Genomic DNA, 23,500 nt, shown 5'->3' on the forward strand with positions numbered 1-23,500 from the left:
GTTGATGAGCAGGTCGTGGACCGAGGTCAAGGCGCTACTCGACGACCCCTACGTCGACGGGGACACCAAGGAGCATCTGCTCGCCTCGTACATGAACGAGAACGGTTATCCGTTCAACATGGACGAGCTCGACCCCGAGGTGCTGGAGTACGCCGAGAGCTACTCCCTGGAGGGCGGTGACTTCGACCAGGGTTCGCTGGACGAGGTCTACGACCGGGCGCAGGGCGAGTCCGACGAGAACGGGTACCAGAACCGGCTGACCACCGAGGCGCTGGACGAGGCGCGGACCACCATGGACGACCTGGGGTCGCCGACGCTCACCAGCGGCCCGGAGACCTCCGACGAGATCCTCGAACCGGCGCGCGAGGGCCTGGACGTGTTCGAGACGTGGTTACCGATCAACGACCAGGTGCCGGCCGGCATGCTCGGCCGCCACGGCCGGATCGCCCTGGGCGACCTGCAGACCCGCTACGACGAGCAGCTGGGCATCAACTTCCGCAAGTTCCTCACCGACGCCGACCGGATCCGCACGGCCAACACCGCGCTCACCGAGCTGAACACCACGACCGAGGGCGAGCTGAACAGGACCTACGAGTCGTGGACCGGCCCGGCGGCCAACGCCTCCTACCAGCACTGGTCCGAGCAGATCACGCCGAACATCGCCGAGCTGCTTGAGGCGACCGCCGCGGCGCCGGGGCTCATCGAGACGACCGTGGAGAACCTCTACGCCGAGGTCCGCTACAAGGCCGAGCAGGTCATCGACCTGTACCAGCCGCTGATCGGCCTGGCCACCCCGGACATCGCCGACTCGCTGGTGAAGATGGCCGCCGGTGAGGACATCGGCAAGGACCGGCAGATCCAGGTGGCGTCCTGGCTGGACCGGACCTACGGCACCGAGTACGAGGACTTCTCCAACAGCATGGACCTCGTCTGGGAGATGGTCGTCATGCAGATGGTCGAGTTCTCCGGCAACTGGGTGCGCAACGCCTTCAACCCGGAGCTGCACGACTACCTGTACGAGAACTTCATCAGCCTGTGCGACGACACGAAGGAAGCGGTCGACGGCTACTACGAGGAGCTGAACTCCGCCCTCGGCGAGTACGACAACGACTTCAGCGAGGCCGGCGCCATGCCGCCCGGCCCGGAGGGCCCCGGCGGCCCGGGAGACCCCGCCGGCCCCGGCGGTCCCGGCGGCACGGGCCCCGGACCCGGCGGCATGGGTCCCGGTGGCGGTCCTGGCGGCGGTGGCCCCGGCGGCGGTGGTCCTGGCGGTGGTGGTCCCGGTGGTGGCGGTCCCGGTGGCGGCTCGCCGGCCATGCCGGAGATCCCCGAGATGCCGATGCCGACCGCGCCGTCGGGCCTGACCGACCCCTCGGGCGCGGGCGGCGGTCCCGGCGGCGGTCCCGGTGGTGGCCTCGGCGGCGGCCCGGGCGGCATCCCCGGGATGCCCTCGCCCGGTGACCCCACCGGTCCCGGCGGGATGCCGCTGGTGCCGGGCATGCCCGGGATGCCGGGCGGCGGCCCGGGAACCCCCGGCGCCCCCAAGCAGGTCACGATCCGCGACGGCGACCGCACGATCACCGTCGGCCAGCCCGACGAGCAGGGCCGCAGCACGGTGACCGTGGACAACGGCACCGGCGAGCCGTCGGAGTACGTCGTGGACTGGACCGACGACCCCGGCGAGACCGCCGAGGACGGCGTGATCCGCGCGGTCGACGGCAAGGCCGTGATCAAGGACGGCGACGCCGAGATCACCCTGGAGCAGCTGCCCGGCCCGACCGACCGGCTGAAGATGACCGTCGACGACGGCACCCCGGAGACCTACGACGTCGACTTCGGCCCGGACACCGAGGTGCCCGGCCTGCCCGACCCGGCGGCCCCGTCCCTGCCCGGCGCGTCCAGCTTCGGCCCGGACGGCGGCGGCGCGGGTGGCGGCGCGGGTGGCGGCGGCCTCGGTGGCGGCGGCGGAGGTGGGCTCGGCGGTGGTGGCGGCGGTGCGTTCAGCGGCGGCGAGACACCCGGTGTCGGTGCCGGCGCCGGTGGTGGCACGGCCGGCGGCGCGATGGTCGGCGCGGCCGCGCCCGACGGCGGCGACCAGCGGGCGGCGGCGGCCGGTGGCGCGGCGGCCGGCGGTGCCGGTGGCGGCGCCCCGATGGGCGGCATGCCGATGGGCGGCATGGGTGGCGGCAGTGGCCAGGGCGGAGACCAGACCCGGCAGAGCAAGTGGCGCACCACCGGCTCGCTGTTCGACGACCCCGACCCGGCGGCCAACTTCAGCGGTGTCGTCGGCCGCGACCCGGCGGAGAAGCCCGCCAAGCCCAAACGCTAGGCGGGGCGGTCGGTGCCCTTGAGATCGGCGTCCAGGACCGCCTGGAAGCGGGTCTCGCCGGCCAGGTGGACCAGGAAGAACGCGGTCAGCATGATCCGCGCGACCCGCTGGGTGGTCGACTCGGCCTTGCCGGGCAGCAGCAGCGTCGACCAGTGGCGGCCCTCGGTGAACCCCAGGTGGGACGCCTTGGTGACCGTCCGCAGCTGCGCCGGGCCGGCCCAGTTCGCGGCGATCGCGCCCACGTTGCCCGCCGTCGGCGCGACCAGGTCCTGGCCGGCGGCCAGGTGCAGCGAGGGCATGGCACAGCGGCTGGCGGCGTCGGAGGCGTAGGGCCGGGTCTGGGTGGCGGCCAGGGTCGCGACCGCGCGCACCCGGGAGTCGTCGGCCGCCGCCAGCACCGCGCAGCCGCCGCCGACCGAGTGCCCGGCCAGCCCCAGCTTCTCCGGGTCGACGCTGATGTCGCCCTCGCCCAGCCGCACCCCGACACACACGTCCAGCGCGGTCCGCAGGTCGGCGGCGAACAGCCGGTGCGAGGCCAGCGGCCCGAGCTGGGTGCCCGGCGCGGCCACCACGAACCCCCAGGACGCGAGGTGGCGCAGCAGACCCCGGTAACGCGCGGGCGGCTGCAACCAGCCGTGTCCGAAGGACACCGCCGGTAGACCGAGTCCGCTCGTTGGCGTGTACACCACGCCCGGAAGGCCGACCAGGGCCAGGTCGCCGCGTAGCACCCGGTGGGGCCCTCGGTGGGTCAGCTCCTCGATCAGGTGTTTCGGCTTGGTCACCAGCTTGGGTGGCATGGTCGATGACCCTAGCGACAGTTCCGTCGTTACGCTCTCAAGGAGTCCGGAACGGCCCGCGGGTGGAGTGGCGCGTGTATGGCGTGTGGACGGTTGACCAGGTCAGGGCCGCGGAGGACGTGGCGCTCGCGAAGGCCCCCGACGGGGCGCTGATGCGCCGGGCCGCCTTCGCGGTCGCGGTGCGCGCGGCGGCGATGCTGCGCGCGGCCACCGGCGGGGTCGCCGGCCGGCACGTCGTGCTGCTCGTCGGCTCCGGCAACAACGGCGGCGACGCGCTGTGGGCGGGGGCCTTCCTGCGCCGCCGCGCCGTCGCGGTCACCGCCGTGCTGTTCGCCCCCGACCGCACCCACCCGCCCGGCCTGGCCGCGTTGCGCCGCGCCGGCGGCCGGGTCGTCGACGCCGGCGACCAGGTCGCCGCGGGCCGCCGTGACCTGGTCACCGGCGCCGACCTGGTGGTCGACGGGATCGTCGGGCTGTCCGCGCGTGGCCCGCTGCGCCCGGCCGCCGCCGCGTGGGTCGCCGCCGTCACCTCGCCGGTGCTGGCCGTGGACCTGCCCAGCGGCGTCGACCCGGACACCGGCCACGCCGAGCCGTCGGCGGTGCGCGCCGACGTGACGGTGACCTTCGGTGCCCACAAACCCGCGCACGTGCTGGCCGCCCCGCGCTGCGGCCTGGTCCAGCTGGTCGACCTGGGCCTGGACCTGCCGGCGCCGGACCTGGAGGTGCTCGGCCCGGCCGACGTCGGGCGGGCGTGGCGGCTGCCCGGACCGGCCGACGACAAGTTCACCCAGGGCGTGACCGGGGTGGCGGCCGGCTCGGCGACCTACCCCGGCGCGGCCGTGCTGGCCGTCGGGTCGGCCGTGCGGGCGACGTCCGGGATGGTCCGCTACGCCGGCTGGGCGGCCGACGAGGTGCGTTCCCGCTGGCCGGAGGTGGTGGCCACCGGCTCGGTCGCCGACGCCGGCCGGGTGCAGGCGTGGGCGGTCGGGCCGGGGCTGGGCACCGGGCAGGCCGGCCGGGACGTGCTGGCCGCCGTCCTCGACGCGGGCGTTCCGACCTGCGTGGACGCCGACGGCATCACGCTGCTGGCCCGCTACCCCGACCTGTGGGACCACCGCGAGCCGGACCGGACCGTGGTGCTGACCCCGCACGACCGCGAGTTCGCCCGGATCGCCGAGCCGCTGGGCATCGAGTTGGGCACCGACCGGGTGGCCGCGACCCGCGAGCTGGCCCGCCGGCTGAACACGGTCGTGCTGCTCAAGGGCCACGCGACGGTGATCGCCTCGCCGGGCGGGCGCACGCTGGTCAACGCGGCCCGCTCGGCGTGGCTGGCCACCCCCGGCTCCGGTGACGTGCTGACCGGGCTGGTCGGCGCCGCGCTGGCCGCCGGCGGCGACCCGCTGGTGGCGGCCGGGGCGGCGAGCTGGCTGCACGTGCGGGCCGGTGAGCTGGCCGCCGGTGGCGCGCCGACCTCGGCGTCGGCGGTGGTCGCCGCGGTGCCAGGGGCGGTCCGCGCGGCGCTGGTGTCGGCCGGCCGGGCGCCGGGGGAGACGGGGGAGCTGTGCGACCATGAACGGCGTTATGGCTGATCGAAATCTGCCGAGGGCCGAGGTCGTGGTCGACCTGGAGGCCCTGGCCCACAACGTCGCCCTGCTGGCCGGGCGGGCCGCCGCGAGCGGGGCCGCCACGATGGCGGTGGTCAAGGCCGACGGCTACGGGCACGGCGCGGTCCCGGTGGCCCGCGCCGCGCTGGGCGCCGGCGCCAGCTGGATCGGGGTCGCCTCGCAGGCCGAGGCGCTCGCGCTGCGCACGGCCGGCATCGACGCGCCCGTGCTGAGCTGGCTGGACACCATCGACACCGACTTCGCGCCCGGCATCGCCGCCGGGATCGACGTCTCGGCGTCGAGCACCCGCGAGCTGGGCGCGATCATCGAGGGCGCGCGGGCCGCCGGTGCCACCGCCAGGGTGCACCTGAAGATCGACACCGGGCTGTCCAGGAACGGTTGCCCCGCAACGGAATGGCCCGAACTGGTGGCCGCCGCGAACGCCGCGCCCGAGGTGGAGACGGTGGCCGTCTGGTCGCACCTGGCGTGCGCCGACGAGCCGGGGCACCCGTCGATCGACCGGCAGGCCGACCGCTTCGCGCGGGCCTGCGCGGCCGTCGACGGGCGCCCGCTGCGCCACTTGGCGAACTCCGCCGCCACCCTCACCCGGCCCGACCTGCACCTGGACCTGGTGCGCGTCGGGATCGCCATGTACGGGCTGAACCCGGTGGCCCAGCCGGAGGATCTGCGTCCGGTGATGAGCTTCCGCTCGTCGGTCGTGCTCACCAAACGGATCGCCGCCGGCGAGTCCGTCTCCTATGGACAGACGTGGACCGCCGCCACCGACACCAACCTGGCGCTGGTCCCGGCCGGCTACGCCGACGGTGTGCCGCGCGCGCTGTCCGGCCGGCTGCACGTGTGGCTGGCCGGCCGGCGCCGCCCGGTCGTCGGGCGGGTGTGCATGGACCAGCTGGTCGTCGACTGCGGCGACGACCGGGTGCCGGTCGGCGAACAGGTCGTGCTGTTCGGCGACGGGTCGGCCGGCGAACCGACCGCCACCGAGTGGGCCGACACCCTGGGCACCATCGACTACGAGATCGTCACCGGCCTGTACCGGCCGAGGGTCACCCGCACCTACCGGGGCGCCGAGTGACGGTCTCCCGCAGGGTCGGCGCGCTCGTCGGCGCCGCGGTCGGGCTGGCCGCCGCCGGCACCGCGATCGCCATCGGCGTCGCCCGCCGCCGAGACGAGCCCCCGGAGGGCGTGCGCACGCTGCCCGCCGACCGCACCGTGAGCGTGCGCACCGACGACGGCCTGGAACTGGTGGTCGAGGAGGTCGACCCGGCCGACGGCGGCGCCCCCGAGCTGACCGTGGTCTACGTGCACGGGTTCGCGCTGTCCCGGCGGTCGTGGCACTTCCAGCGGCGCGCGCTGGCCAGGCTGACCGAGCCGAGGGTGCGCCAGGTGCTCTACGACCACCGCAGCCACGGCGGGTCCGCCCGCGCCACCGAGTCCTCCAGCACCATCGACCAGCTGGGCCGCGACCTCGGCACGGTGCTGGACGCGGTGGTGCCGCACGGCCGCGTCGTGCTGGCCGGGCACTCGATGGGCGGGATGACGATCATGGCGCTGGCCGAGCAGCGCCCGGAGCTGTTCGCCGACCGGGTGTGCGGGGTCGCGCTGATCGGCACGTCGGCCGGCGAGGTCGGCAAGAGCGGGCTGCCGCGCCCGCTGCTGTCCCGCTACAACCCGCTGACCCGCAACCTCGGCCGGCTCGCCGACTGGCAGCCCGGCCTGGTCGAACTGGCCAGGGCGGCCGGCGGGCAGCTGACCCGCCGGGCCGTGCGCTCACTCGCGTTCGGCTCCCGCGACGTGGCCCCCGAGCGGGTGGACTTCCTGCTGGAGCTGCTCAACGCGACACCGGTGCGGGTGCTGGCCGACTTCATCGACACCCTCGGCACGCACAACCGCTACGCCGCGCTCGCCGGCCTGCGCCACACCCACGTCCTGGTGCTCAGCGGCGACGCCGACCGGCTGACCGCGTTCAGCCACGCCGAGCGGATGGCCGCCGAACTGCCCGACGCCGACCTGGTGCGGGTGCGCGGCGCCGGGCACATGGTGATGTTCGAGCAGCCCCAACTGGTCGACGACCACCTGGTGCGGCTGGCACAACGCTGCGTGCGCGGCGAGGGAGAGGGATGACCACCGTGGAACTGCCCACCGAGGCGGACACCGTCGACCTCGGCCGCCGGATCGGTGCCCTGCTGGTGCCCGGCGACGTGGTGCTGCTGGCCGGCCCGCTCGGCGCGGGAAAGACCGTGCTGGCCAAGGGAATCGCGCAGGGCCTGGGGGTGCTCGGCCGGGTCAGCTCGCCGACGTTCATCATCGCCCGCGAGCACCGCCCGGCCCCCGGCGGCCGGGGCATCCCGCTGGTGCACGTCGACGCCTACCGCCTCGGCGGCCTGGACGAACTCGACGACCTCGACCTGGACACCACCCTGGTCGAGGCCGCCGTGGTCGTCGAATGGGGCGAGGGCGCCGGCGAACGCCTCTCGGCCGACCACCTGCTGATCCGCCTCCACCGCCGCGACGACGACTCCCGCCTGGCGAGCCTGGAGCCGCACGGCACCTGGACCGAGCGGCTCAGCCCAGCGCACTGATTCCGGCGCGCGGGGTTCCGTCTGGTGCTGTGTGGTGTCTGGGTCGGGTGGTTTGGCTCGGTTCGCTGTTTTCGGCGTGCTGGCTCTGCCTGGGGCTGTGCGGTGCCGGGTCGAGTGGGTTCGGCTCGGTTCGCTGATTCCGGTGCCCTTGGCTCCTGGCGCCGTCGTGCACCGCGTTGCCAGGAGCCGATGTTGTCCACAGGCGCCCCGATCGCGGACCAGAACTGTCGGTCCCGCGCAGTAGGCTGGAAAGCGGGGGCCCCCGCCGGCCCCGGGGTCAGTACGGGTGGTCGTGGGCGGGGGTGGTGGTCAGGTTCTCGCGGTGCAGCCGGTGCCGGCCCCATTCGCCGAGGGGGCGCAGTGCCTCGTTGAGGGCGGCGCCGTCCTCGGTGAGGGAGTACTCGACCTTCGGCGGCACCTGCGCGTGGACCTCGCGGTGGACCAGGCCGTCCTCCTCCATCTGGCGCAGGTGTTGGGTGAGCATCTTCTCGCTGACGCCCGGCAGTCCGCGCCGGAGCTCGCTGAAGCGCCGGACGCCGTGGGCGTGCAGCTCCCACAGGACCAGGCCCTTCCACTTGCCGCTGACGACGTCCAGCGCGGCGTCGATGCCACAGACGTACGGTCCCGACCTCGGTCCCTTCGCCACGGTCCCCGCCTTCCGCTAACCAATTGGTAAGTACCGAAGAATATAGTGGGTACTTACCAAATCCGGCGTCACTGTCCAGCATGGACGTATGACTTCAGCCACCACCCCGGACACCGTCGCGGTTGTCGGGCTCGGCGCGATGGGCAGGGCGCTGGCCGCCCGGCTGCTCGACACCGGCCACGGCGTGACCGCGTGGAACCGAACCCCCGGCCGGGACGCGGACCTGGGAGTACGCGCCAGCGCCACCGTGGCCGAGGCGGTCGCCGCGTCGCCGCTGGTCGTCGCCTGCCTGCTGCGGCACTCCTCGGTGCACGAGACCCTCGACCCGGTCGCCGGCCGGTTGCGCGGCAAGGCGTTGGTCAACCTCACCACGACCACGCCGAACGAGGCCCGCGAACTGGCCGGGTGGGCCGCCGGGCACGGGATCGACTACCTGGACGGCGCGATCCTGGCCGTTCCCGACATGATCGGCTCGCCCGGCGCGCAGGTCTACTACAGCGGCTCGCGGGCCGTCTTCGACCGGTTCCGCACGGTGCTCGACGCGTGGGCGACCAGCACCTTCGACGGTTCGGACGCGGGCCGGGCGTCGCTGATCGACCTGGCCATGCTGTCGGGGATGTACCAGATGTTCGCCGGTTTCCTGCACGGCGCGGCCATGGTGGGCTCGGAGGGCATGTCCGCCACCGACTTCGCCGCCCGCGCGACCCCGTTCATCAGCGCCATGACCGACGGTTTCGCCGGCTTCGCGCAGGTCGTCGACGGCGGTGACTACACGGTCGCCGGCCAGCAGAGCCTGGACTTCTCCGACCTGTCCGACATCGTGCGCGCCAGTGAGGAGCAGGGCGTGAACTCGGCGACGCTCGCGGTGGTGCAGGCCCTCGTGAGCCGCCAGATCGCCACGGGCCACGGCTCGGAGGGGTTCGCGCGCCTGTACGAGAGCTTCCGCGCGCGGGCGGTCCGGTGACGGTTGCCCGGCCGGCGGGCGTGCTACTCGGCCGGCACGTACACGCCCCGTTCGGCCGCGACGGCCGCCGCCGTGGCCGCGCGGTCGGCGACGGTGTGGTCCGGCGGTGTGGCGGTGGTCAGCAGCCGGTAGTACAGCGGGGCCGAGACCGCGCGGATCACCTCCCCGGGGTCGGTGCCGGCCGGCACCTCGCCCCGGGCGATCGCCTGCTCGACGCACGGCGCCCACTCGGCGACCCGGGTCTCGTAGAACTGGTGCAGGGCCTGCGCGGTCCGCTCGTCGCAGGTCGCCGAGGCGATGAGCGCGGCGAACAGGGGGCCCTGGCGGGGGTCGGTGAGGGTGTCGGCGACCAGGCGGGCGTTGGCCGTGAGGTCGCCGAGCAGGGTGCCGGTGTCGGTGCGCGGCAGGGACTCCTCGGCCATCTCGTCGAGCAGGTCGGCGACGAGCGCGGCGACCGTGCCCCACCGCCGGTAGACGGTGGTCTTGCCGACGACAGCGCGGCGGCCGATCTCGGCCAGGTCCAGGTGTCCGAAGCCCTGCTCGGCCAGCATGTCCCCGGCCGCGCGCAGCACGGCCGAGCGCACGCGCGCGGACCGGCCACCGGGACGTGTGGTCGTCATAACGGGACTCCGGTTCCTTTAGTGGCTCACGTGGTGCTAGCTTAATGGAACTATAGTTCCGTTAAGGGAGGGTGTCATGGAGTACCGACAGTTGGGGGCCTCCGGGCTGCGGGTCCCGGCGCTGGCCTTCGGCGCCGGCACGTTCGGCGGTCGCGGCGACCTGTTCGGCGCCTGGGGCAACACCGACCTCGCCCAGGCCAGACGCATCGTCGACCTGTCGCTCGACGCCGGCGTGACCCTGTTCGACACCGCCGACGTCTACTCCGACGGCGCGTCCGAGGAGGTGCTCGGCGCGGCCCTGCGCGGGCGCCGCGACCGCGCCCTGATCTCCACCAAGCTCGGTCTGCCCACCGGCGACGGCCCCAACGACGCCGGCTCCTCACGCGCCCGGCTGATCACCGCCACCGACGCCGCCCTGCGCCGGCTGGACACCACCCACCTCGACCTGTTGCAACTGCACGCCTTCGACGCCTACACCCCGATCCCCGAAGTGCTGTCCACATTGGACGACCTGGTGCGCGCGGGGAAGGTCCGCTACGTCGGCGTCTCCAACTTCGCCGGCTGGCAGCTGATGAAGTCCCTGGACGTCGCCGACCGGCACGGCTACCCGCGCTACGTCGCCCACCAGGTCTACTACTCGCTGGTCGGCCGCGACTACGAGTGGGACCTGATGCCGCTGGGCAGCGACCAGGGCGTCGGCGCGGTGGTGTGGAGCCCGCTGGGCTGGGGCCGGCTGACCGGAAAGATCCGCCGCGACCGCCCACTGCCCGAGGTCAGCCGGCTGCACCGCACCGCCGCCCTCGGCCCGCACGTGCCGGAGGCGCTGCTCCACGACGTGGTCGACGTCCTGCTGGAGCTGTCGGCGGAAACCGGCCACACCGTGCCGCAGATCGCGCTGAACTGGTTGCTGGGCCGGCCGACCGTGGCCTCGGTGCTCATCGGCGCGCGCACCGAGGAGCAATTGCTGGACAACCTGGGCGCCGTCGGCTGGTCGCTCGACGCCACCCAGATCGCCCGCCTGGACGCGGTGAGCGCCGTGCCAGCGCCGTACCCGCACCACCCGTACCGCGTCCAGGAGGGGTTCGCCCGCCGCAACCCGCCGGCCGCCTGAGCGCCGCCCCGTAGGCTGGAACCCATGCGCGCGGTGATTTTCGACTGGGGTGGCACGCTCACCCCGTGGCTGTCGGTCGACTACCGGGCGGCGTGGCGCAGCTACGCCGACGCCCTGCACCCCGGCGACGTCGACCAGGCCACCCGGGTGACCTCGGCGATCCTGGCGGCCGAGGCCGACGCGTGGCGGGTCGCCCGCGACGAGCACCGGGCGTTCACCCTCGGCCAGGTGCTCGCCACCGCGCAGGCCGCCGAGCACCCCGGCGGGTTCACCGCCTACCGCGCCTACTGGGAGCACGCCACCTACACCGACCCGGAGGTCGCGCCGCTGCTCACCGGGCTGCGCGCGCAGGGGCTGAGGGTCGGCGTGCTGTCCTCGACACCGTGGCCGGCCGCCTGGCACGAGGAGGTGCTGCGCCGCGACGGTGTCCTTGACCTGTTCCACGCCACCGTGTGGAGCAGCGACCTGGAGTACACCAAGCCGCACCCGTCGGCGTTCCGCGCGGCCATGGCCGCCGTCGGCGTCGACGACCCGGCCGACTGCGTCTACGTCGGCGACCGGCCCTACGACGACATCAGCGGCGCGAAGGGCGTCGGGATGCGCGCGGTGCTGGTGCCGCACACCGAGATCCCGGTCGAGCAGCAGGTGCCGGTGGACGTGGAGCCGGACGCGGTGCTCCAGCGCCTGTCCGAGCTGCCGGCGGTCCTCGACCGGTGGCGCTGAGGGTCCGACTGGCCTGCGGCTACGCTTGAGCGTCGTGCTGGTTCTCGCAGTCGACACGGCGACGCCCTCGGTCACGGCCGGGGTGGTCGCCGTCGACGGATCGTCCCCCGAGGTGCTCGCCACCCTGGTCACCGTGGACGCCCGCGCCCACGGTGAGCTGCTCACCCCGCACATCCTGGGTGCGCTCGACGACGCCGGCCACGCCTTACCGGACCTCGACGCGATCGTCTGCGGGGTGGGTCCCGGCCCGTTCACCGGCCTGCGGGCCGGCATGGCCACCGCCGGTGCGCTCGGTCACGCGTTGGGCGTGCCGGTGCACCCGGTCCGCACCCTGGACGCCATCGCCGCCGGCACCACCGGCCACCTGCTGGTGACCACCGACGCCCGCCGCCGGGAGCTGTACTGGGCGACCTACGCCGACGGGGTGGCGCTGACCAACCCGGCCGTGGACCGCCCGGCCGACGTGCCGGCCGACGCGCCCCGCCGCGCCGGCACGACCCTCTACGGGGACGTGCTGACGATGCCGCACACCGGCGAGGAGTACCCGACCCCGCTGGGTCTGGTGACCGCCGCTCTGGGGCAGCTGGACCGTCCGGCCCGGCCGTTGGTGCCGCTGTACCTGCGCCGCCCGGACGCCACCGTGCCCGGCACCCGCAAGCGGGTGACGGCGCCGTGAGCGTGCGGCTGGCCCCGCTGGAGTACGAGGAGCTGCCCCGGGTCGCCGAGCTGGAACGCCAGCTGTTCGCCGGTGACGATCCGTGGAGCGAGTCGATGCTGCGCGCGGAGTTGGACCACGGCAACCACTACGTTGGCGCGCACGTCGACGATTCCCTGGTCGGCTACGCCGGTCTGGCCGTGGTCGGCACCCGCCGCGACGCCGAGGCGAGCGTGCACACGATCGGCGTGGACCCCGCGTGGCAGCGCCACGGTGTCGGCCGCGCGCTGCTCGGTGCCCTGCTGGCGGTGGCCGACGAGTTCCGCGCGCCGGTGTACCTGGAGGTGCGCACCGACAACGCCGCCGCCATCGGCCTGTACCGGGCGCACGGCTTCACCACGATCGGCCTGCGACGCGGCTACTACCAGCCCTCCGGCGCCGACGCGTTCACCATGGCCCGCCCGGCTCGGGTCGGCGAGGAGGCACAGTGAGTCTCGTTCTGGGTATCGAGAGTTCGTGCGACGAGACCGGGGTCGGCATCGCCAGACTGCACACCGACGGCCGGATCGAGCTGCTCGCCGACGAGGTGGCCTCCAGCGTCGACCAGCACGCCCGGTTCGGCGGCGTGGTGCCGGAGGTCGCGAGCCGAGCCCACCTGGAGGCCATGGTGCCCACCATGCGCCGCGCCCTGGCGGCGGCCGAGGTCGACCTGGCCGACATCGACGCGGTGGCCGTGACCTGCGGCCCCGGCCTGGCCGGCGCCCTGCTCGTCGGCGTCTCGGCGGCGAAGGCCTACTCGGCCGCGTTGCGGGTGCCGCTCTACGGCGTCAACCACCTGCCCGGTCATGTCGCGGCCGACACCCTGCAACACGGTGCCCTCCCGTCACCGGCGTTGGCGCTGCTCGTCTCGGGCGGCCACACCCAGCTCCTGCGCGTCGACGACCTGGCCACCAAGATCACCGAGGTGGGCTCGACCATCGACGACGCCGCGGGCGAGGCGTACGACAAGGTGGCGAGGATCCTCGGCCTGCCCTACCCCGGCGGTCCGCCGATCGACAAGGCGGCCGCCAAGGGCGACCCGGAGGCGATCCGTTTCCCCCGGGGCCTCACGGGTCCCCGGGACGCCAGGTTCGACTTCTCGTTCTCCGGCCTGAAGACGGCGGTGGCCCGCTGGGTGGAGAACCGCGAACGCGACGGCCTGCCCGTCCCGGTGGAGGACGTGGCGGCCTCGTTCCAGGAGGCCGTGGCCGACGTGCTGACGATGAAGGCCGTCCGCGCCGCGCACGAGCTGGGCATCGGCACGATGGTCCTGTCCGGCGGGGTGGCCGCGAACTCGCGCCTGTCGTCGCTGGCCAGGCAGCGGTGTGCCGAGGCCGGTATCGAGTTGCGCGTGCCGCGCCCCCGGCTGTGCACGGACAACGGCGCCATGATCGCCGCGTTGGGCGCGCACCTGGTGGCGGCCGAGGTCCACCCGTCCCCCCTGGACCTGAGTGCCGACCCCGCGCTTCCCGTGACCACGGTCTCCGTCTGAAAACCTATTACCAGCGGTAACATGTACCGATGGACGCCCCCCATGACGACGACGGCTACGAGGGCCCCGCGACCCTGCGCGTCGACGACACCGACCTCCCGGTGACGGTGACCCTCGCCGGCCACTTCGAACCGATCGACGGCAAGTACCACTGGTACGGCCGCATCCAACCCAACGAGTCCCTGACGGCGTTGCTGGGCACCCGCCGCGCCACGGCCAACCTGACCACGCCGACCGGCCAGGCGCAGGGTGACCTGACCGACCCCGACCCGTGGGGCCGCTACCGCATCACCGGCACCACCCCGCCGCCCTTCCCCACGGATCTGCACTGAGCACAGGCGTGCGGGGCCGACCACCTGGCCGACCCCGCCCGTCTCACGCCGTCCTCACCGCGAGAACGACGGCCGAATGTCCACCTCCGCCGCGTTCACGTAGGCGATCCGATGCCCGAACTGGACCTGCACGTAGGTCATCGCCCCACGAACGACCCGGTGATTGGCCGAGTCGAACGTCACCGCGTAGTAGTACTCCGACCCGGTGACCAGTCCCACCGCGTACTTCTGCCCGGCCGGCAGGGAGTACTGCAGGGGAACGACGGCCTGCGCCGGCACCCCTTCCGGGTAGGCCGCCGCCTCCGGATAGGCCCGCCCGTAGACCGGAACGGAATCCAGCCCACGCTTCGGCGTGACCACCAACCCGCCGGACCACACCGCCGTCGGCGCCGAGCGTGGGTTGTGGAACCACCCCTTCTGCCCCAGGTACCACACGGCGGTCCACTCGCCCTGCCGGTCAGCCACGGCGAACCGCTGCCCGGTCTCCACCCGCGACGAGTGGTCCGAGATGTGCATCGTCCCTGGCGAACCGTCCGGTCGCAGCCCGATGTCCTTGAGCAGCGGCGAGTCGAACGACGGTTCCGAGTGGAGGATCACCGAGGTCGATCCCCGGGAGGGGCAGGGCTCGCCGGTGGCGTCGCAACCGGTGAAGGCCGGTCGGTTCCGGTCGAAGTCCGGTTTGATCGTCACCAGGCCGGCGCGCTCGTTCCCGACGCCACGCAACGGTGCGCCCAACAGGTCGAAGTAGTGGCCCCAGTCCCAGTACGGGCCCGGGTCCCAGTGCATTCCCCGCACGGTCGAGGGAATGGTCCCCGGAACGTTGTCGTGACCGATGATGTGTGCCCGGTCCAGCGGAATGCGGTGCTTCGCCGCGAGGTAGCGCACCAGTTTCGCGGAGCTGCGGTACATGGCCTCGGTGTACCAGGTGCCCTGGGCCGCGAATCCCTCGTGCTCCAACCCGATCGACTTGGAGTTGACGTACCAGTTCCCGGCCTGCCACGCGACGTCCTTGGCCTTGACGTGCTGCGCGATGTGCCCGTCGGCCGACCGCAGGCTGTACTGCCAGCTCACGTACGTCGGGTCGGCGACCAGGTCCAGCGTCGTCTGCCAGCTGGCCTCGGTGTCGTGGATGACGATGTAGTCGATCTTCTGCGACTGCGGACGGTTGGCCTTGTCGTGGTTGCCGTAGTCGCCGTCGCCGAACTGTTCGTAGGGCGCCGGGAGCCACTCGCAGCCCAGCCCGCGCGGGCACTCGGCCTCCGACCGTCGGGTCTCGCGCAGCCCGAGCGCGTCGAGCTGACCGGTGTCGGGCGTGAGGTCGGTGGCCGCGAGCCGCACCCGCTGGCCGTCGTCGGTGACCCGGTCGGCGCCCTGGCCGATCGTGGCGAACACCTCGTCGGCGAACGCGGCGGCCGTGTCGGTGTCGGTGGCGCCGGAGTACCGGGCGACCGCGCCGTACCAGTCCGCCGGGTCGTCGCTGTCGATGCCGAGCGTGCGCTGGTGGTGGGCCAGCAGCGCGGCCCCACCGCGGATGTTCTGCGTGACGTCGGTCCGCAGGGTGGCCCGGTCGACCCCGGTCAGGTCCTCGGCCCGCTCGATGGTGCGCAGTGTCGGCGACGACAGGTCCACCGCGCGGGGCTCGGGCAGCAGCGTCGGCCGCGCGGTGTCGCCCCGGGGGTCCTCGGTCCCGCCGTCATGATGGCTTCCGCCGGCGTTGGCGGCGGCGACGTCGGTCAGGTGCATCGGCCCGTAACCCGCGCTGGTACTGGGAGTTCCGCTGTTGACGTTCCACCGGGACTCCAAATAGGACACTCCGAGTAGGACGCTGTCCGGAACTCCGAACTCGGCGGCCGCGGCGGCGTAGACCTCCTGGCGCCCCGGCACTTCGGCGGCCGCGTCGACCACCCCCACGCCGAGAGCCGCGGTGGCCACCGCGACGAGGAACACAGACGACCGGCGCATGGCGGCCTCCCCGGGAAGGGCGAATTCCGGACAGGATCACTCTGGTGTCCGCCACCGGGGCCGTCAACGTTTTACGTCCAAACGGCTTAGTTGGTAACAGACTGTCAGCCGGGGTGGCCCGCTCCGGCACGTCCCGGCGTGCGGTCATGGCCCCGCGCGAACGGGTCCCCCATGACAGTCACCACCCTCGTTGCACGGTTAGCAGTCGCATGGGTAGAGTGCCAGCGAACGGCCGACACCGCCCCGGCACCCGCGACGGCGGGGTGGCAGGAGCCGCAGCTACAAGGTAACTGCCAACGCAATCGAGTCGACCCGTGGAGGTCACAGCGGTGAGCGTGAACATCAAGCCGCTCGAGGACAAGATCGTTGTCCAGGCGAGCGAGGCCGAGGCCGTGACGGCTTCCGGTCTCGTCATCCCGGACACTGCCAAGGAGAAGCCCCAGGAGGGCAAGGTCATGGCCGTCGGGCCGGGCCGGATCGACGACAACGGCAACCGCGTCCCGCTGGACGTGGCCGTCGGTGATGTCGTCATCTACTCCAAGTACGGCGGCACCGAGGTGAAGTACAACGGCGAGGAGTACCTCATCCTCTCCGCCCGCGACGTGCTGGCCGTCATCAACTGACGCCTGGCGAAGTCAACCGCACGCCCCGGTGGCCCAGTGGGGCTGCCGGGGCGTGGTGCGTCTGAGAAAGGTAGGACATGCCCAAGCAGATCAGCTTCGACGAGGACGCTCGTCGGGCGCTCGAGCGCGGGGTGAACAAGCTCGCCGACGCCGTCAAGGTGTCGCTCGGCCCGCGCGGCCGCCACGTCGTCCTCGCCAAGAAGTTCGGTGGCCCGACGGTCACCAACGACGGTGTCACCATCGCCCGCGAGATCGAGCTGGACGACGCGTTCGAGAACCTCGGCGCCCAGTTCGCCAAGAACGTCGCCACCAAGACCAACGACATCGCCGGTGACGGCACCACCACGGCCACCGTGCTCGCCCAGGCGATGGTCCGGGTCGGCATGCGCAACGTCGCCGCCGGCGCCAACCCCACGGCCCTCGGCCAGGGCATCCAGCTGGCCGCCGACGCGGTCGTCGACGCGCTCAAGAGCAAGGCGACGCCGGTCAAGGGCCGCGAGAGCATCGCCCAGGTCGGCACCGTCGCCTCGCGTGACGCCTCGATCGGCGCGCTGCTCGGCGAGGCCATCGAGAAGGTCGGCGAGGACGGCGTGATCACCGTGGAGGAGTCCTCCACGATGGCCACCGAACTCGTCATCACCGAGGGCGTCCAGTTCGACAAGGGCTACGTCTCCGCCCACTTCGCCACCGACCCGGAGGCGCAGGAGGCCGTGCTGGAGGACACCTACGTCCTGCTGCACCGGGAGAAGATCTCCTCGCTCAACGACCTGCTGCCGATCCTCGAGAAGATCGCCCAGGCCGGCAAGCCGGTACTGATCATCGCCGAGGACGTCGACGGTGAGGCGCTGTCCACCCTCGTGGTCAACTCCGTGCGCAAGACGATCCGCGCGGTCGCGGTCAAGGCCCCGTTCTTCGGTGACCGGCGCAAGGCGTTCCTCGACGACCTCGCCGTCGTCACCGGCGCCACCGTCGTGTCCGCCGAGGTCGGCATCAAGCTCTCCGAGGTCGACCTGGACGTGCTGGGCAGCGCCCGGCGCGTGGTGGTCACCAAGGACGAGACGACGCTGGTCGACGGCGGCGGCGCCAAGGCCGACGTGACGGCCCGCGCCGAGCAGATCCGCAAGGAGATCGAGAACACCGACTCCGACTGGGACCGGGAGAAGCTCTCCGAGCGGCTGGCCAAGCTGGCCGGCGGCGTCGCGGTCATCCGCGTCGGCGCGGCCACCGAGACCGAGCTGTCCGAGCGCAAGCACCGCATCGAGGACGCGGTGGCGGCGACCCGGGCCGCGGTCGAGGAGGGCGTCGTGCCCGGCGGCGGGTCCGCGCTCGTGCACGTCGCCGCCGAGCTGGACGAGCTGGCCGCGTCGCTGGCCGGCGACCAGGCCGTCGGTGTGCGCCTGGTGCAGAAGGCCCTCGCCGCGCCGCTGGTGTGGATCGCGGCCAACGCCGGGGTCGAGGGGCCGGTCGTCGTCTCCAAGGTCGCCGGCCAGGAGTGGGGCCACGGGTTCAACGCCGCCAAGCTGACCTACGGCGACCTGGTCGCCGACGGCGTCGTCGACCCGGTCAAGGTCACCCGCTCCGCGGTCACCAACGCCGCGTCCATCGCCCGGATGGTGCTCACCACCGAGGCGTCGGTCGTGGAGAAGAAGGAAGAGGAGCCGGAGGGCGCCGGCCAGGGCCACGGCCACGGTCACGGCCACGGCCCGGGTTTCTGACCCGGCCACCAGCAAACAGCGGAACGCCGCGTCCGAATTTCGGACGCGGCGTTTTCGTTGTCCCCACGTTGGTCGGGTCGTGTCTTTTTCGTGACCTCACGTTCCGCGCGATCTCGAAACGGCATTCGGAATGGCGAACGCCGCGCAACCGGGGGTGGCGCGGCGTTCGGCTGTGACGACTGTCGAGGACTGTCGGCGGCTCAGGTGGCGACGGCGAGGGCCCGTTTCTCCAACTTGATGATCGCCTCGCGCTCGCCCTCGGACAGCCCGCCCCAGATGCCGTAGGGCTCGTGGACGGCGAGCGCGTGCTTGCGGCACAACGTCAGCACCGGGCACGCCTGACAGATGGCCTTCGCTCTCGCCTCGCGGCGGGCCCGCGCTGGGCCCCGTTCGCCGTCGGGGTGGAAGAAGAACGCACTGTCCATGCCGCGGCAGGAACCCTCGAGCTGCCAGTCCCACACATCTGCGTTGGGCCCGGGGAGCCTCCGAGTGTCTGCCATGGTGACCGCCTCCCTCGCCGGAAAATGGACGTACCGACTACTCCATTCGGTGCAGCGGGACCAACGCTAGAACCGCGCCAATGCTTGTTCAAGGGTGATCGACTCTTTGGCCAGGCATTTCAGCCGATCGGTGAAACAGATAGACAGAGCGTGTTCGTTGATCCTGTTGCCGGACGCTGTCGATCACCCGACGATGGGAGGGTGGCGACGTGAGGAGGCGTCCGTGGGCGATCATCGCGACCCCGTGTCGGGTGGGGTCTCACTCCTGCGACCGGCCGTCGCGGGGGACCCGGCCGAACCGACCCTGTCGGTGGCCGCCGTCGCGCGCCGGCTGGGCGTCGCGCCCGCGACCCTGCGCACCTGGGACCGCCGCTACGGCATCGGCCCGCGCGGCCACACCACCGGCCGCCACCGCCGCTACGCCCCGGCCGACGTCGCCCGCCTCGAACTGATGCAGCAGGCGCTGCTGCGCGGGGTCACCCCGGCCGAGGCCGCCGGCTACGCGCTGAGCTCGCGACGGCCCGCCGAGGGCGTGCGGATCATCGCCCAGCGGGACCGCCCGCCCGACATCCTCGACCGGTCGGCGTCGGTGGTCGGCATCAACCGCGCCGCCACGGCCATGGACGCCGTCGTCACCCAGCAGCTGGTGGAGGCCGCCGTGCGCGACCTCGGCGTCCTGGCCTGCTGGGACGGTGTGCTGGCGCCGGTGCTGGGCGCGCTGGGCGGGCACGGCGGGTGTGTCGAGGTCGCCAGGATGGTCGAGGAGTGCGTCCTGGCCGCGATGATCGGCGCGACGCCGCTGGTCACCGTCGCGCGCAACCCGCACCCGGTGCTGCTGTGCGGCGTGCCGGGCGAGCGGCGTGCCCTGCCCGTCTATGTACTGCGCGCGGCGCTGGCCCAGGCGGGCATCGGCACCCAGCTGCTCGGGCCGGACCTGCCGCCGGCCGCGCTGGCCGCCGCCGTGCGCCGCACCGGGCCGGCCGCGGTCGCCGTCTGGTCGGCGCGCGCCCGCCGGGGCGGGGCGGAGGTGTTCGGCGGGGTGCCGCGCACCCGCCAGCGGGTGCGGCTGTTCGCCTGCGGCCCCGGCTGGCTGGCCGACGACCTGCCCGGCCGGGTGGAGCGGCTCGACGGCCTGGCCGGCGCCGTCCGCCGGATCGAGGCCCTGGTCGGTGCGCCCCGGTGAGCTCCCCGGTCGGTTCACCGCACGACGTGCCGCACGAATTGCCACACGGCGTGCTGCACGATGCCGCGTTCGGAGCCAGGCCGGACCTGGAGGTCAGCGCCGTGCCGCCCGACCCGCGCGAACGCTGGCTGGCGGCGGTCGTCCTCGGCGCCCAGGGCTGGTACGCGCGTGCCGCGACTCTGCTCGACGAGCTGATGCTCGGCGCGGACCCGGTGCTGGCCGCCCTGGCCGCCGCGACGTTCGCCTCGCACCGCCGCCAGCTCGGCGGCCACGCCGACGCCCGCCGCCTCGACGCGGCCGGTCTGGGCCGGTTGGCCGGCGTGACCGTGGGTCGAACGGGTGAACACGACCCGGCGTTCGCCGGGCTGGTCGCCCTCGCCCGGTCGGACCTCCTGGTGGGGTTGGCGGCCGACGCGGTGGGCCTCGGGCGGCTGGCCGAGGCGCGGCGGCTGGTCGCGGCGGCGGACGCCTCGGTGCCGGCGGCCGGCTGGCGGGCCGGGGTGCGGGCGGGCTGGGTGCGGGCCGAGATCGAGCTGGCCGCCGGGCGGGCGGCCGACGCGGTCCGGCACGCCGAACCGGCGGCCGAGGAGGCCCTGGCCGGGCCGTCGTCGCGCCACCAGGTCAAGTCGTCGCTGGTCCTGGGGGCCGCCCTGGCGGCGAGCGGTCACGGGGCGCGGGCGGCGCGGCTGGTGTCCCCGGCGCTGGACCAGGCCGCCGACCTGGGACTCGTCACACTCGAGTGGCCCGCGGCGATGATTATGGCGGAGTTGGCACCCACCCGAGCGGACCAATTCTGTCGGTGTGCCGCAGTAGCCTTACACAGCGTGTTACGTCGGGCCGACCCGGTCGGCCGCCAGCTCGCGGAGCGCTCAGTCTGGGTGCCTCGCTTCGCTGGCCCAACCGGGTGACGGGGTGGGTACGGACATCTGGGCGAACTGGTCGGAAGAATTACCACCAGATCGTGTCAAGGTTCGCCCCGAAGCGTCCGATAGGGAGGAGTACGTCACTCGGCTGCAGGAAGGAGTCCCCGTGACGACGGTCTTGATTTGCGACGACCGCCGCGGCGTGCGGGAAGGCTTGACCCGTGTCATGTCCGCGGTTCCAGGGGTTAGTCGCATCGACTGTGTAGCACACGGTGACGAGCTGCTCGCCAGATTCTCCCGGGCTCCGGTCGACGTCGTCCTCGTCGGCACCCAGCGTGCTGTGCCGACCGGGGTCGAGGCGACCAGGCGTCTGGTCTCGGCGAACCCGCAGGCGAACGTGATCGTGTTCGGTGCGCCCGACGACGCCGGCAGCATCGCCGCCGCGATCGCCGGTGGGGCCAGGGGTTACCTGCGCTGGGACGCCTCGCGCCCGGAGCTGGTGGCCGCGCTCGCGCACACCCTGGCGAGCACCTCGGTGCCCGCCCCGCGCCAGCCCTCCGATCCCGGTGTCCAGCTCACCGATCGCGAGTTGCAGGTGCTGCGCGGCATGGCGATGGGCAAGAGCAACGGTCAGATCGGCCGCGAGCTCTACCTCTCGGAGGACACCGTGAAGACCCACGCCCGGCGGCTGTTCCGCAAGCTGGGCGTCCGGGACCGCGCGCAGGCCGTCGCTCACGGCTTCCGCCGCGGTCTCGTTTCCTGAATCACACTCGGCGAACCGGACGACGCCACCCGCACGCCATGCGGGGCAGGCGTCGTTCAGCGCGTTCCGGACAAGTTCGCTGGTCAGGCCGTCGCCGATCCACGCGTACGCGCGCGGATCGGACTCCGTTGCTCTGCGCGGTACGGTGGATGGGACCCGCTGGCGGGACGGGCCGCTCCCGGGTAAGTGATGGCTGACTGACTGTACCCGCACGTAACACTGAGGCTGCTCGCTGCGATGACCACATTGGGGGACGGACTGGATGCTTCCGTTGGGGCCGCCGTCGACGGTGACCCACGCGCCATCGACCGGGTGCTGGCGTCCATCCGGCCCCTAGTCGTGCGGTACTGCCGCGCGCGGGTTGGGAGGCAGGAGCGTTCGTTCGCTTCGGCAGACGACGTCGCACAGGAGGTGTGTCTCGCGGTGCTCACGGCATTGCCCAGCTACCGCGACCAGGGACGCCCTTTTCTGGCGTTCGTCTACGGCATCGCCGCGCACAAGGTCGCCGACGCGCATCGCGCCGCCGGGCGTAACCGTTCCGAGCCGGTGGCCGACGTTCCTGATGAACCGGAGACCGAGGCCGGTCCTGAGCAGCGCGCGATGCAGCAGGATCTGAGCCGCCGGATGAAGGAACTGCTCGAGGTACTACCCGACAAGCAGCGGGACATCGTCCTGCTGCGCGTCGTGGTGGGGCTCTCGGCCGAGGAGACCGCCGAGGCGGTCGGCTCGACACCGGGGGCGGTCCGGGTGGCGCAGCACCGCGCGCTCGCCCGGTTACGCAAGACGTTGTCCGCGGAGGAGGTGGTCTGAATGAACGATCGAGACGATCACGACTCGCCCGAGGAAGGCCGTCCTTTCGGCACCGCCGCGGATCTGGAACTCGACCTGTCGATGGTGCACGCCGACGACGAGTACCTCGACCTGCTGGCCGGCGCCGACCTGGACGACCCCGACGGTGTGCCCGACGACCAGCTCAGCGCGCTGCTGATGTCCTGGAGACGTGACGTCGAGGCCGAACCCGCCGGAGAACTCGTCGACCCGAAGCTCGCCACCGTCACCGTGCAGGCCGCGCGGCTGCGCCGCAAGCGCCGGCCCCGCCTGCTGGTCCCCGTCGCCGCCGCTGCCGCGGTACTCGCCATCGCCTTCGCCGGGATCGGCCTTGCCGCCCGCGACGCCCAGCCGGGCGACACGCTCTGGGCACTGGCCAAGGTGCTCTACTCCGACCACACCCGCTCGGTCGAGGCCGCCGAGGCGGTCCGCGCCGACCTGCGCGAGGCCAGGGCCGCGCTGACCGAGGGCCGGGTCGCCGAGGCGAAGTCCAAGCTGGAGGACGCGCACGCCGCGCTGCCGACCGTGTCGGTCGAGGACGGCCAGAAGGACCTGGAGAAACAGCACGCGTCGCTGGTCGAGCAGCTGCCGGGCAACCCGTCCGGCGAGGCCTCCAACCCGCCCAAGCCCAACCCGACCACCGCGCCCGACTCCGACACGCGACCGGGCGGGTCCGACTCGGGCACCAGCCCGACCTCGCCGTCCTCGCCGCCGGTGGACACCACCCAGCCGCAGGCCCCGGTCACCACGACCCCGCCGTCGGACACCACGACGCCCAGCGAGTCCTCCCGCAGCGAGACCACGCCCGGCTCCGGTGACACCGGCGGGGGCGGCGGCGGGACCGGTGGCGTCGGCGAGCCGGCCGGCGGCAGCGACAGTGGCAGTGGCAACACGATCAACGTCGAGCCCAACAGCGCGTTGGCGCCGCGCGAATGACGGAACTGGCGCCGGGGACCGTGTACAGCCAGGCACCGAGGTGCGCCGAGTGCGCCGGCCGGGCCCTGCTCGTCGAGCAGGCGGCGACCGCGCTGGTCGAGGAGTCACTCGGGCGGCTGACCGCGCGCCGCTGCCCGCACGGCGACGGCTGGCACGTTCACGACCCGGTGACCGAGACGGCGAGCCAGTAGCTGGTCGGTACCGCGGTCAGCGCT

Annotated in this window: 25 protein-coding genes; 20 read left to right on the forward strand and 5 right to left on the reverse strand. The window is 73.2% G+C overall.

Annotated elements, in window-relative coordinates; genetic code table 11:
• Nucleotides 1-4 precede the first annotated feature (4 nt).
• Nucleotides 5-2,329, forward strand: a complete 2,325-nt coding sequence (locus BLA60_RS45975; protein ID WP_075137989.1) for a hypothetical protein — start codon at nucleotides 5-7, stop codon at nucleotides 2,327-2,329.
• On the opposite strand, the gene BLA60_RS38280 is transcribed toward BLA60_RS45975, so the two are convergent.
• A complete protein-coding gene (locus tag BLA60_RS38280; RefSeq protein ID WP_075137990.1) occupies nucleotides 2,326-3,126 on the reverse strand; it encodes a dienelactone hydrolase family protein in 801 nt (266 codons plus the stop codon). The two genes, BLA60_RS45975 and BLA60_RS38280, sit on opposite strands and share 4 nt — an antisense overlap.
• 74 nt (nucleotides 3,127-3,200) lie before the next feature.
• Between BLA60_RS38280 and BLA60_RS38285 the strand changes: the two genes are divergently transcribed.
• Genes BLA60_RS38285 through tsaE form a run of 4 tightly spaced genes read left to right on the forward strand, consistent with a single transcriptional unit; the run spans nucleotide 3,201 to nucleotide 7,330 of the window.
• Nucleotides 3,201-4,715: an NAD(P)H-hydrate dehydratase gene (locus BLA60_RS38285; protein ID WP_075138032.1), complete on the forward strand. Its 1,515-nt coding sequence runs from the start codon at nucleotides 3,201-3,203 to the stop codon at nucleotides 4,713-4,715.
• Nucleotides 4,708-5,823 (forward strand): alanine racemase, encoded by a 1,116-nt coding sequence (gene alr / locus BLA60_RS45980; RefSeq protein ID WP_075137991.1) that lies wholly within the window; start codon nucleotides 4,708-4,710, stop codon nucleotides 5,821-5,823. The genes BLA60_RS38285 and alr overlap by 8 nt, the downstream gene beginning before the upstream one ends.
• On the forward strand, nucleotides 5,820-6,872 hold the full coding sequence (locus tag BLA60_RS45985) for an alpha/beta fold hydrolase (RefSeq protein ID WP_075137992.1): 1,053 nt from the start codon (nucleotides 5,820-5,822) through the stop codon (nucleotides 6,870-6,872). Before alr ends, BLA60_RS45985 begins: the two co-directional genes overlap by 4 nt.
• Nucleotides 6,869-7,330 carry a tRNA (adenosine(37)-N6)-threonylcarbamoyltransferase complex ATPase subunit type 1 TsaE gene (tsaE, locus tag BLA60_RS38300; protein WP_075137993.1) on the forward strand — a complete coding sequence of 154 codons (462 nt, stop codon included), beginning with the start codon at nucleotides 6,869-6,871 and terminating at the stop codon, nucleotides 7,328-7,330. The genes BLA60_RS45985 and tsaE overlap by 4 nt, the downstream gene beginning before the upstream one ends.
• A 277-nt stretch (nucleotides 7,331-7,607) precedes the next feature.
• On the opposite strand, the gene BLA60_RS38305 is transcribed toward tsaE, so the two are convergent.
• Entirely contained in the window at nucleotides 7,608-7,976 is a 369-nt protein-coding gene (locus tag BLA60_RS38305) for a winged helix-turn-helix transcriptional regulator (RefSeq protein ID WP_075137994.1), read from the reverse strand.
• Nucleotides 7,977-8,064: 88 nt separating this feature from the next.
• Between BLA60_RS38305 and BLA60_RS38310 the strand changes: the two genes are divergently transcribed.
• Nucleotides 8,065-8,940, forward strand: coding sequence for an NAD(P)-dependent oxidoreductase (locus BLA60_RS38310; protein ID WP_075137995.1), 876 nt, complete (start codon nucleotides 8,065-8,067; stop codon nucleotides 8,938-8,940).
• 23 nt (nucleotides 8,941-8,963) lie between these two features.
• On the opposite strand, the gene BLA60_RS38315 is transcribed toward BLA60_RS38310, so the two are convergent.
• Complete coding sequence (locus BLA60_RS38315; protein ID WP_075137996.1) at nucleotides 8,964-9,560, reverse strand: TetR/AcrR family transcriptional regulator; 597 nt, start codon at nucleotides 9,558-9,560, stop codon at nucleotides 8,964-8,966.
• Between the two features lie 76 nt (nucleotides 9,561-9,636).
• Here BLA60_RS38315 and BLA60_RS38320 point away from each other — a divergent pair, with 76 nt between their 5' ends.
• Genes BLA60_RS38320 through BLA60_RS38345 form a run of 6 tightly spaced genes read left to right on the forward strand, consistent with a single transcriptional unit; the run spans nucleotide 9,637 to nucleotide 13,912 of the window.
• Complete coding sequence (locus tag BLA60_RS38320; protein ID WP_075137997.1) at nucleotides 9,637-10,671, forward strand: aldo/keto reductase; 1,035 nt, start codon at nucleotides 9,637-9,639, stop codon at nucleotides 10,669-10,671.
• Nucleotides 10,672-10,695: 24 nt separating this feature from the next.
• Complete coding sequence (locus tag BLA60_RS38325) at nucleotides 10,696-11,394, forward strand: HAD family hydrolase (protein ID WP_075137998.1); 699 nt, start codon at nucleotides 10,696-10,698, stop codon at nucleotides 11,392-11,394.
• A 34-nt stretch (nucleotides 11,395-11,428) separates the two neighbouring features.
• A complete protein-coding gene (tsaB, locus tag BLA60_RS38330) occupies nucleotides 11,429-12,070 on the forward strand; it encodes a tRNA (adenosine(37)-N6)-threonylcarbamoyltransferase complex dimerization subunit type 1 TsaB (RefSeq protein ID WP_075137999.1) in 642 nt (213 codons plus the stop codon).
• Between the two features lie 2 nt (nucleotides 12,071-12,072).
• Complete coding sequence (rimI, locus tag BLA60_RS38335) at nucleotides 12,073-12,540, forward strand: ribosomal protein S18-alanine N-acetyltransferase (RefSeq protein ID WP_075138000.1); 468 nt, start codon at nucleotides 12,073-12,075, stop codon at nucleotides 12,538-12,540.
• The gene (gene tsaD, locus BLA60_RS38340; RefSeq protein ID WP_075138001.1) at nucleotides 12,537-13,580 is read left to right on the forward strand and encodes a tRNA (adenosine(37)-N6)-threonylcarbamoyltransferase complex transferase subunit TsaD; all 1,044 of its coding nucleotides are present in this window, start codon (nucleotides 12,537-12,539) and stop codon (nucleotides 13,578-13,580) included. The genes rimI and tsaD overlap by 4 nt, the downstream gene beginning before the upstream one ends.
• Nucleotides 13,581-13,609: 29 nt before the next feature.
• Nucleotides 13,610-13,912, forward strand: a complete 303-nt coding sequence (locus BLA60_RS38345) for a DUF4873 domain-containing protein (RefSeq protein WP_075138002.1) — start codon at nucleotides 13,610-13,612, stop codon at nucleotides 13,910-13,912.
• Nucleotides 13,913-13,966: 54 nt separating this feature from the next.
• Here BLA60_RS38345 and BLA60_RS38350 read toward each other — a convergent pair whose 3' ends face one another.
• A complete protein-coding gene (locus tag BLA60_RS38350; protein ID WP_075138003.1) occupies nucleotides 13,967-15,874 on the reverse strand; it encodes an N-acetylmuramoyl-L-alanine amidase in 1,908 nt (635 codons plus the stop codon).
• A 329-nt stretch (nucleotides 15,875-16,203) separates the two neighbouring features.
• On the opposite strand from BLA60_RS38350, the gene groES reads away from it, so the two are divergent.
• The gene (gene groES / locus BLA60_RS38355; protein WP_075138033.1) at nucleotides 16,204-16,497 is read left to right on the forward strand and encodes a co-chaperone GroES; all 294 of its coding nucleotides are present in this window, start codon (nucleotides 16,204-16,206) and stop codon (nucleotides 16,495-16,497) included.
• A gap of 77 nt (nucleotides 16,498-16,574) precedes the next feature.
• Entirely contained in the window at nucleotides 16,575-18,212 is a 1,638-nt protein-coding gene (gene groL, locus BLA60_RS38360; RefSeq protein ID WP_075138004.1) for a chaperonin GroEL, read from the forward strand.
• A gap of 200 nt (nucleotides 18,213-18,412) precedes the next feature.
• On the opposite strand, the gene BLA60_RS38365 is transcribed toward groL, so the two are convergent.
• Nucleotides 18,413-18,712, reverse strand: a complete 300-nt coding sequence (locus BLA60_RS38365; protein WP_075138005.1) for a WhiB family transcriptional regulator — start codon at nucleotides 18,710-18,712, stop codon at nucleotides 18,413-18,415.
• Between the two features lie 223 nt (nucleotides 18,713-18,935).
• On the opposite strand from BLA60_RS38365, the gene BLA60_RS38370 reads away from it, so the two are divergent.
• The 6 genes from BLA60_RS38370 (at nucleotide 18,936) to BLA60_RS38395 (ending at nucleotide 23,476) form a co-directional block, all read left to right on the forward strand.
• Complete coding sequence (locus BLA60_RS38370) at nucleotides 18,936-19,895, forward strand: MerR family transcriptional regulator (RefSeq protein ID WP_342744818.1); 960 nt, start codon at nucleotides 18,936-18,938, stop codon at nucleotides 19,893-19,895.
• Nucleotides 19,892-20,803 (forward strand): hypothetical protein, encoded by a 912-nt coding sequence (locus BLA60_RS38375; protein ID WP_245812452.1) that lies wholly within the window; start codon nucleotides 19,892-19,894, stop codon nucleotides 20,801-20,803. Before BLA60_RS38370 ends, BLA60_RS38375 begins: the two co-directional genes overlap by 4 nt.
• A 121-nt stretch (nucleotides 20,804-20,924) precedes the next feature.
• Nucleotides 20,925-21,521: a response regulator transcription factor gene (locus BLA60_RS38380; RefSeq protein ID WP_075138006.1), complete on the forward strand. Its 597-nt coding sequence runs from the start codon at nucleotides 20,925-20,927 to the stop codon at nucleotides 21,519-21,521.
• Between the two features lie 237 nt (nucleotides 21,522-21,758).
• A complete protein-coding gene (locus BLA60_RS38385) occupies nucleotides 21,759-22,331 on the forward strand; it encodes a sigma-70 family RNA polymerase sigma factor (RefSeq protein WP_075138007.1) in 573 nt (190 codons plus the stop codon).
• Nucleotides 22,332-23,285 (forward strand): anti-sigma-D factor RsdA, encoded by a 954-nt coding sequence (locus tag BLA60_RS44020; RefSeq protein ID WP_075138008.1) that lies wholly within the window; start codon nucleotides 22,332-22,334, stop codon nucleotides 23,283-23,285.
• Entirely contained in the window at nucleotides 23,282-23,476 is a 195-nt protein-coding gene (locus tag BLA60_RS38395; protein ID WP_075138009.1) for a hypothetical protein, read from the forward strand. Before BLA60_RS44020 ends, BLA60_RS38395 begins: the two co-directional genes overlap by 4 nt.
• The last annotated feature ends 24 nt before the right edge of the window (nucleotides 23,477-23,500 follow it).

The sequence above is a fragment of the Actinophytocola xinjiangensis genome, from assembly GCF_001921215.1.
Taxonomy (GTDB): domain Bacteria; phylum Actinomycetota; class Actinomycetes; order Mycobacteriales; family Pseudonocardiaceae; genus Actinophytocola; species Actinophytocola xinjiangensis.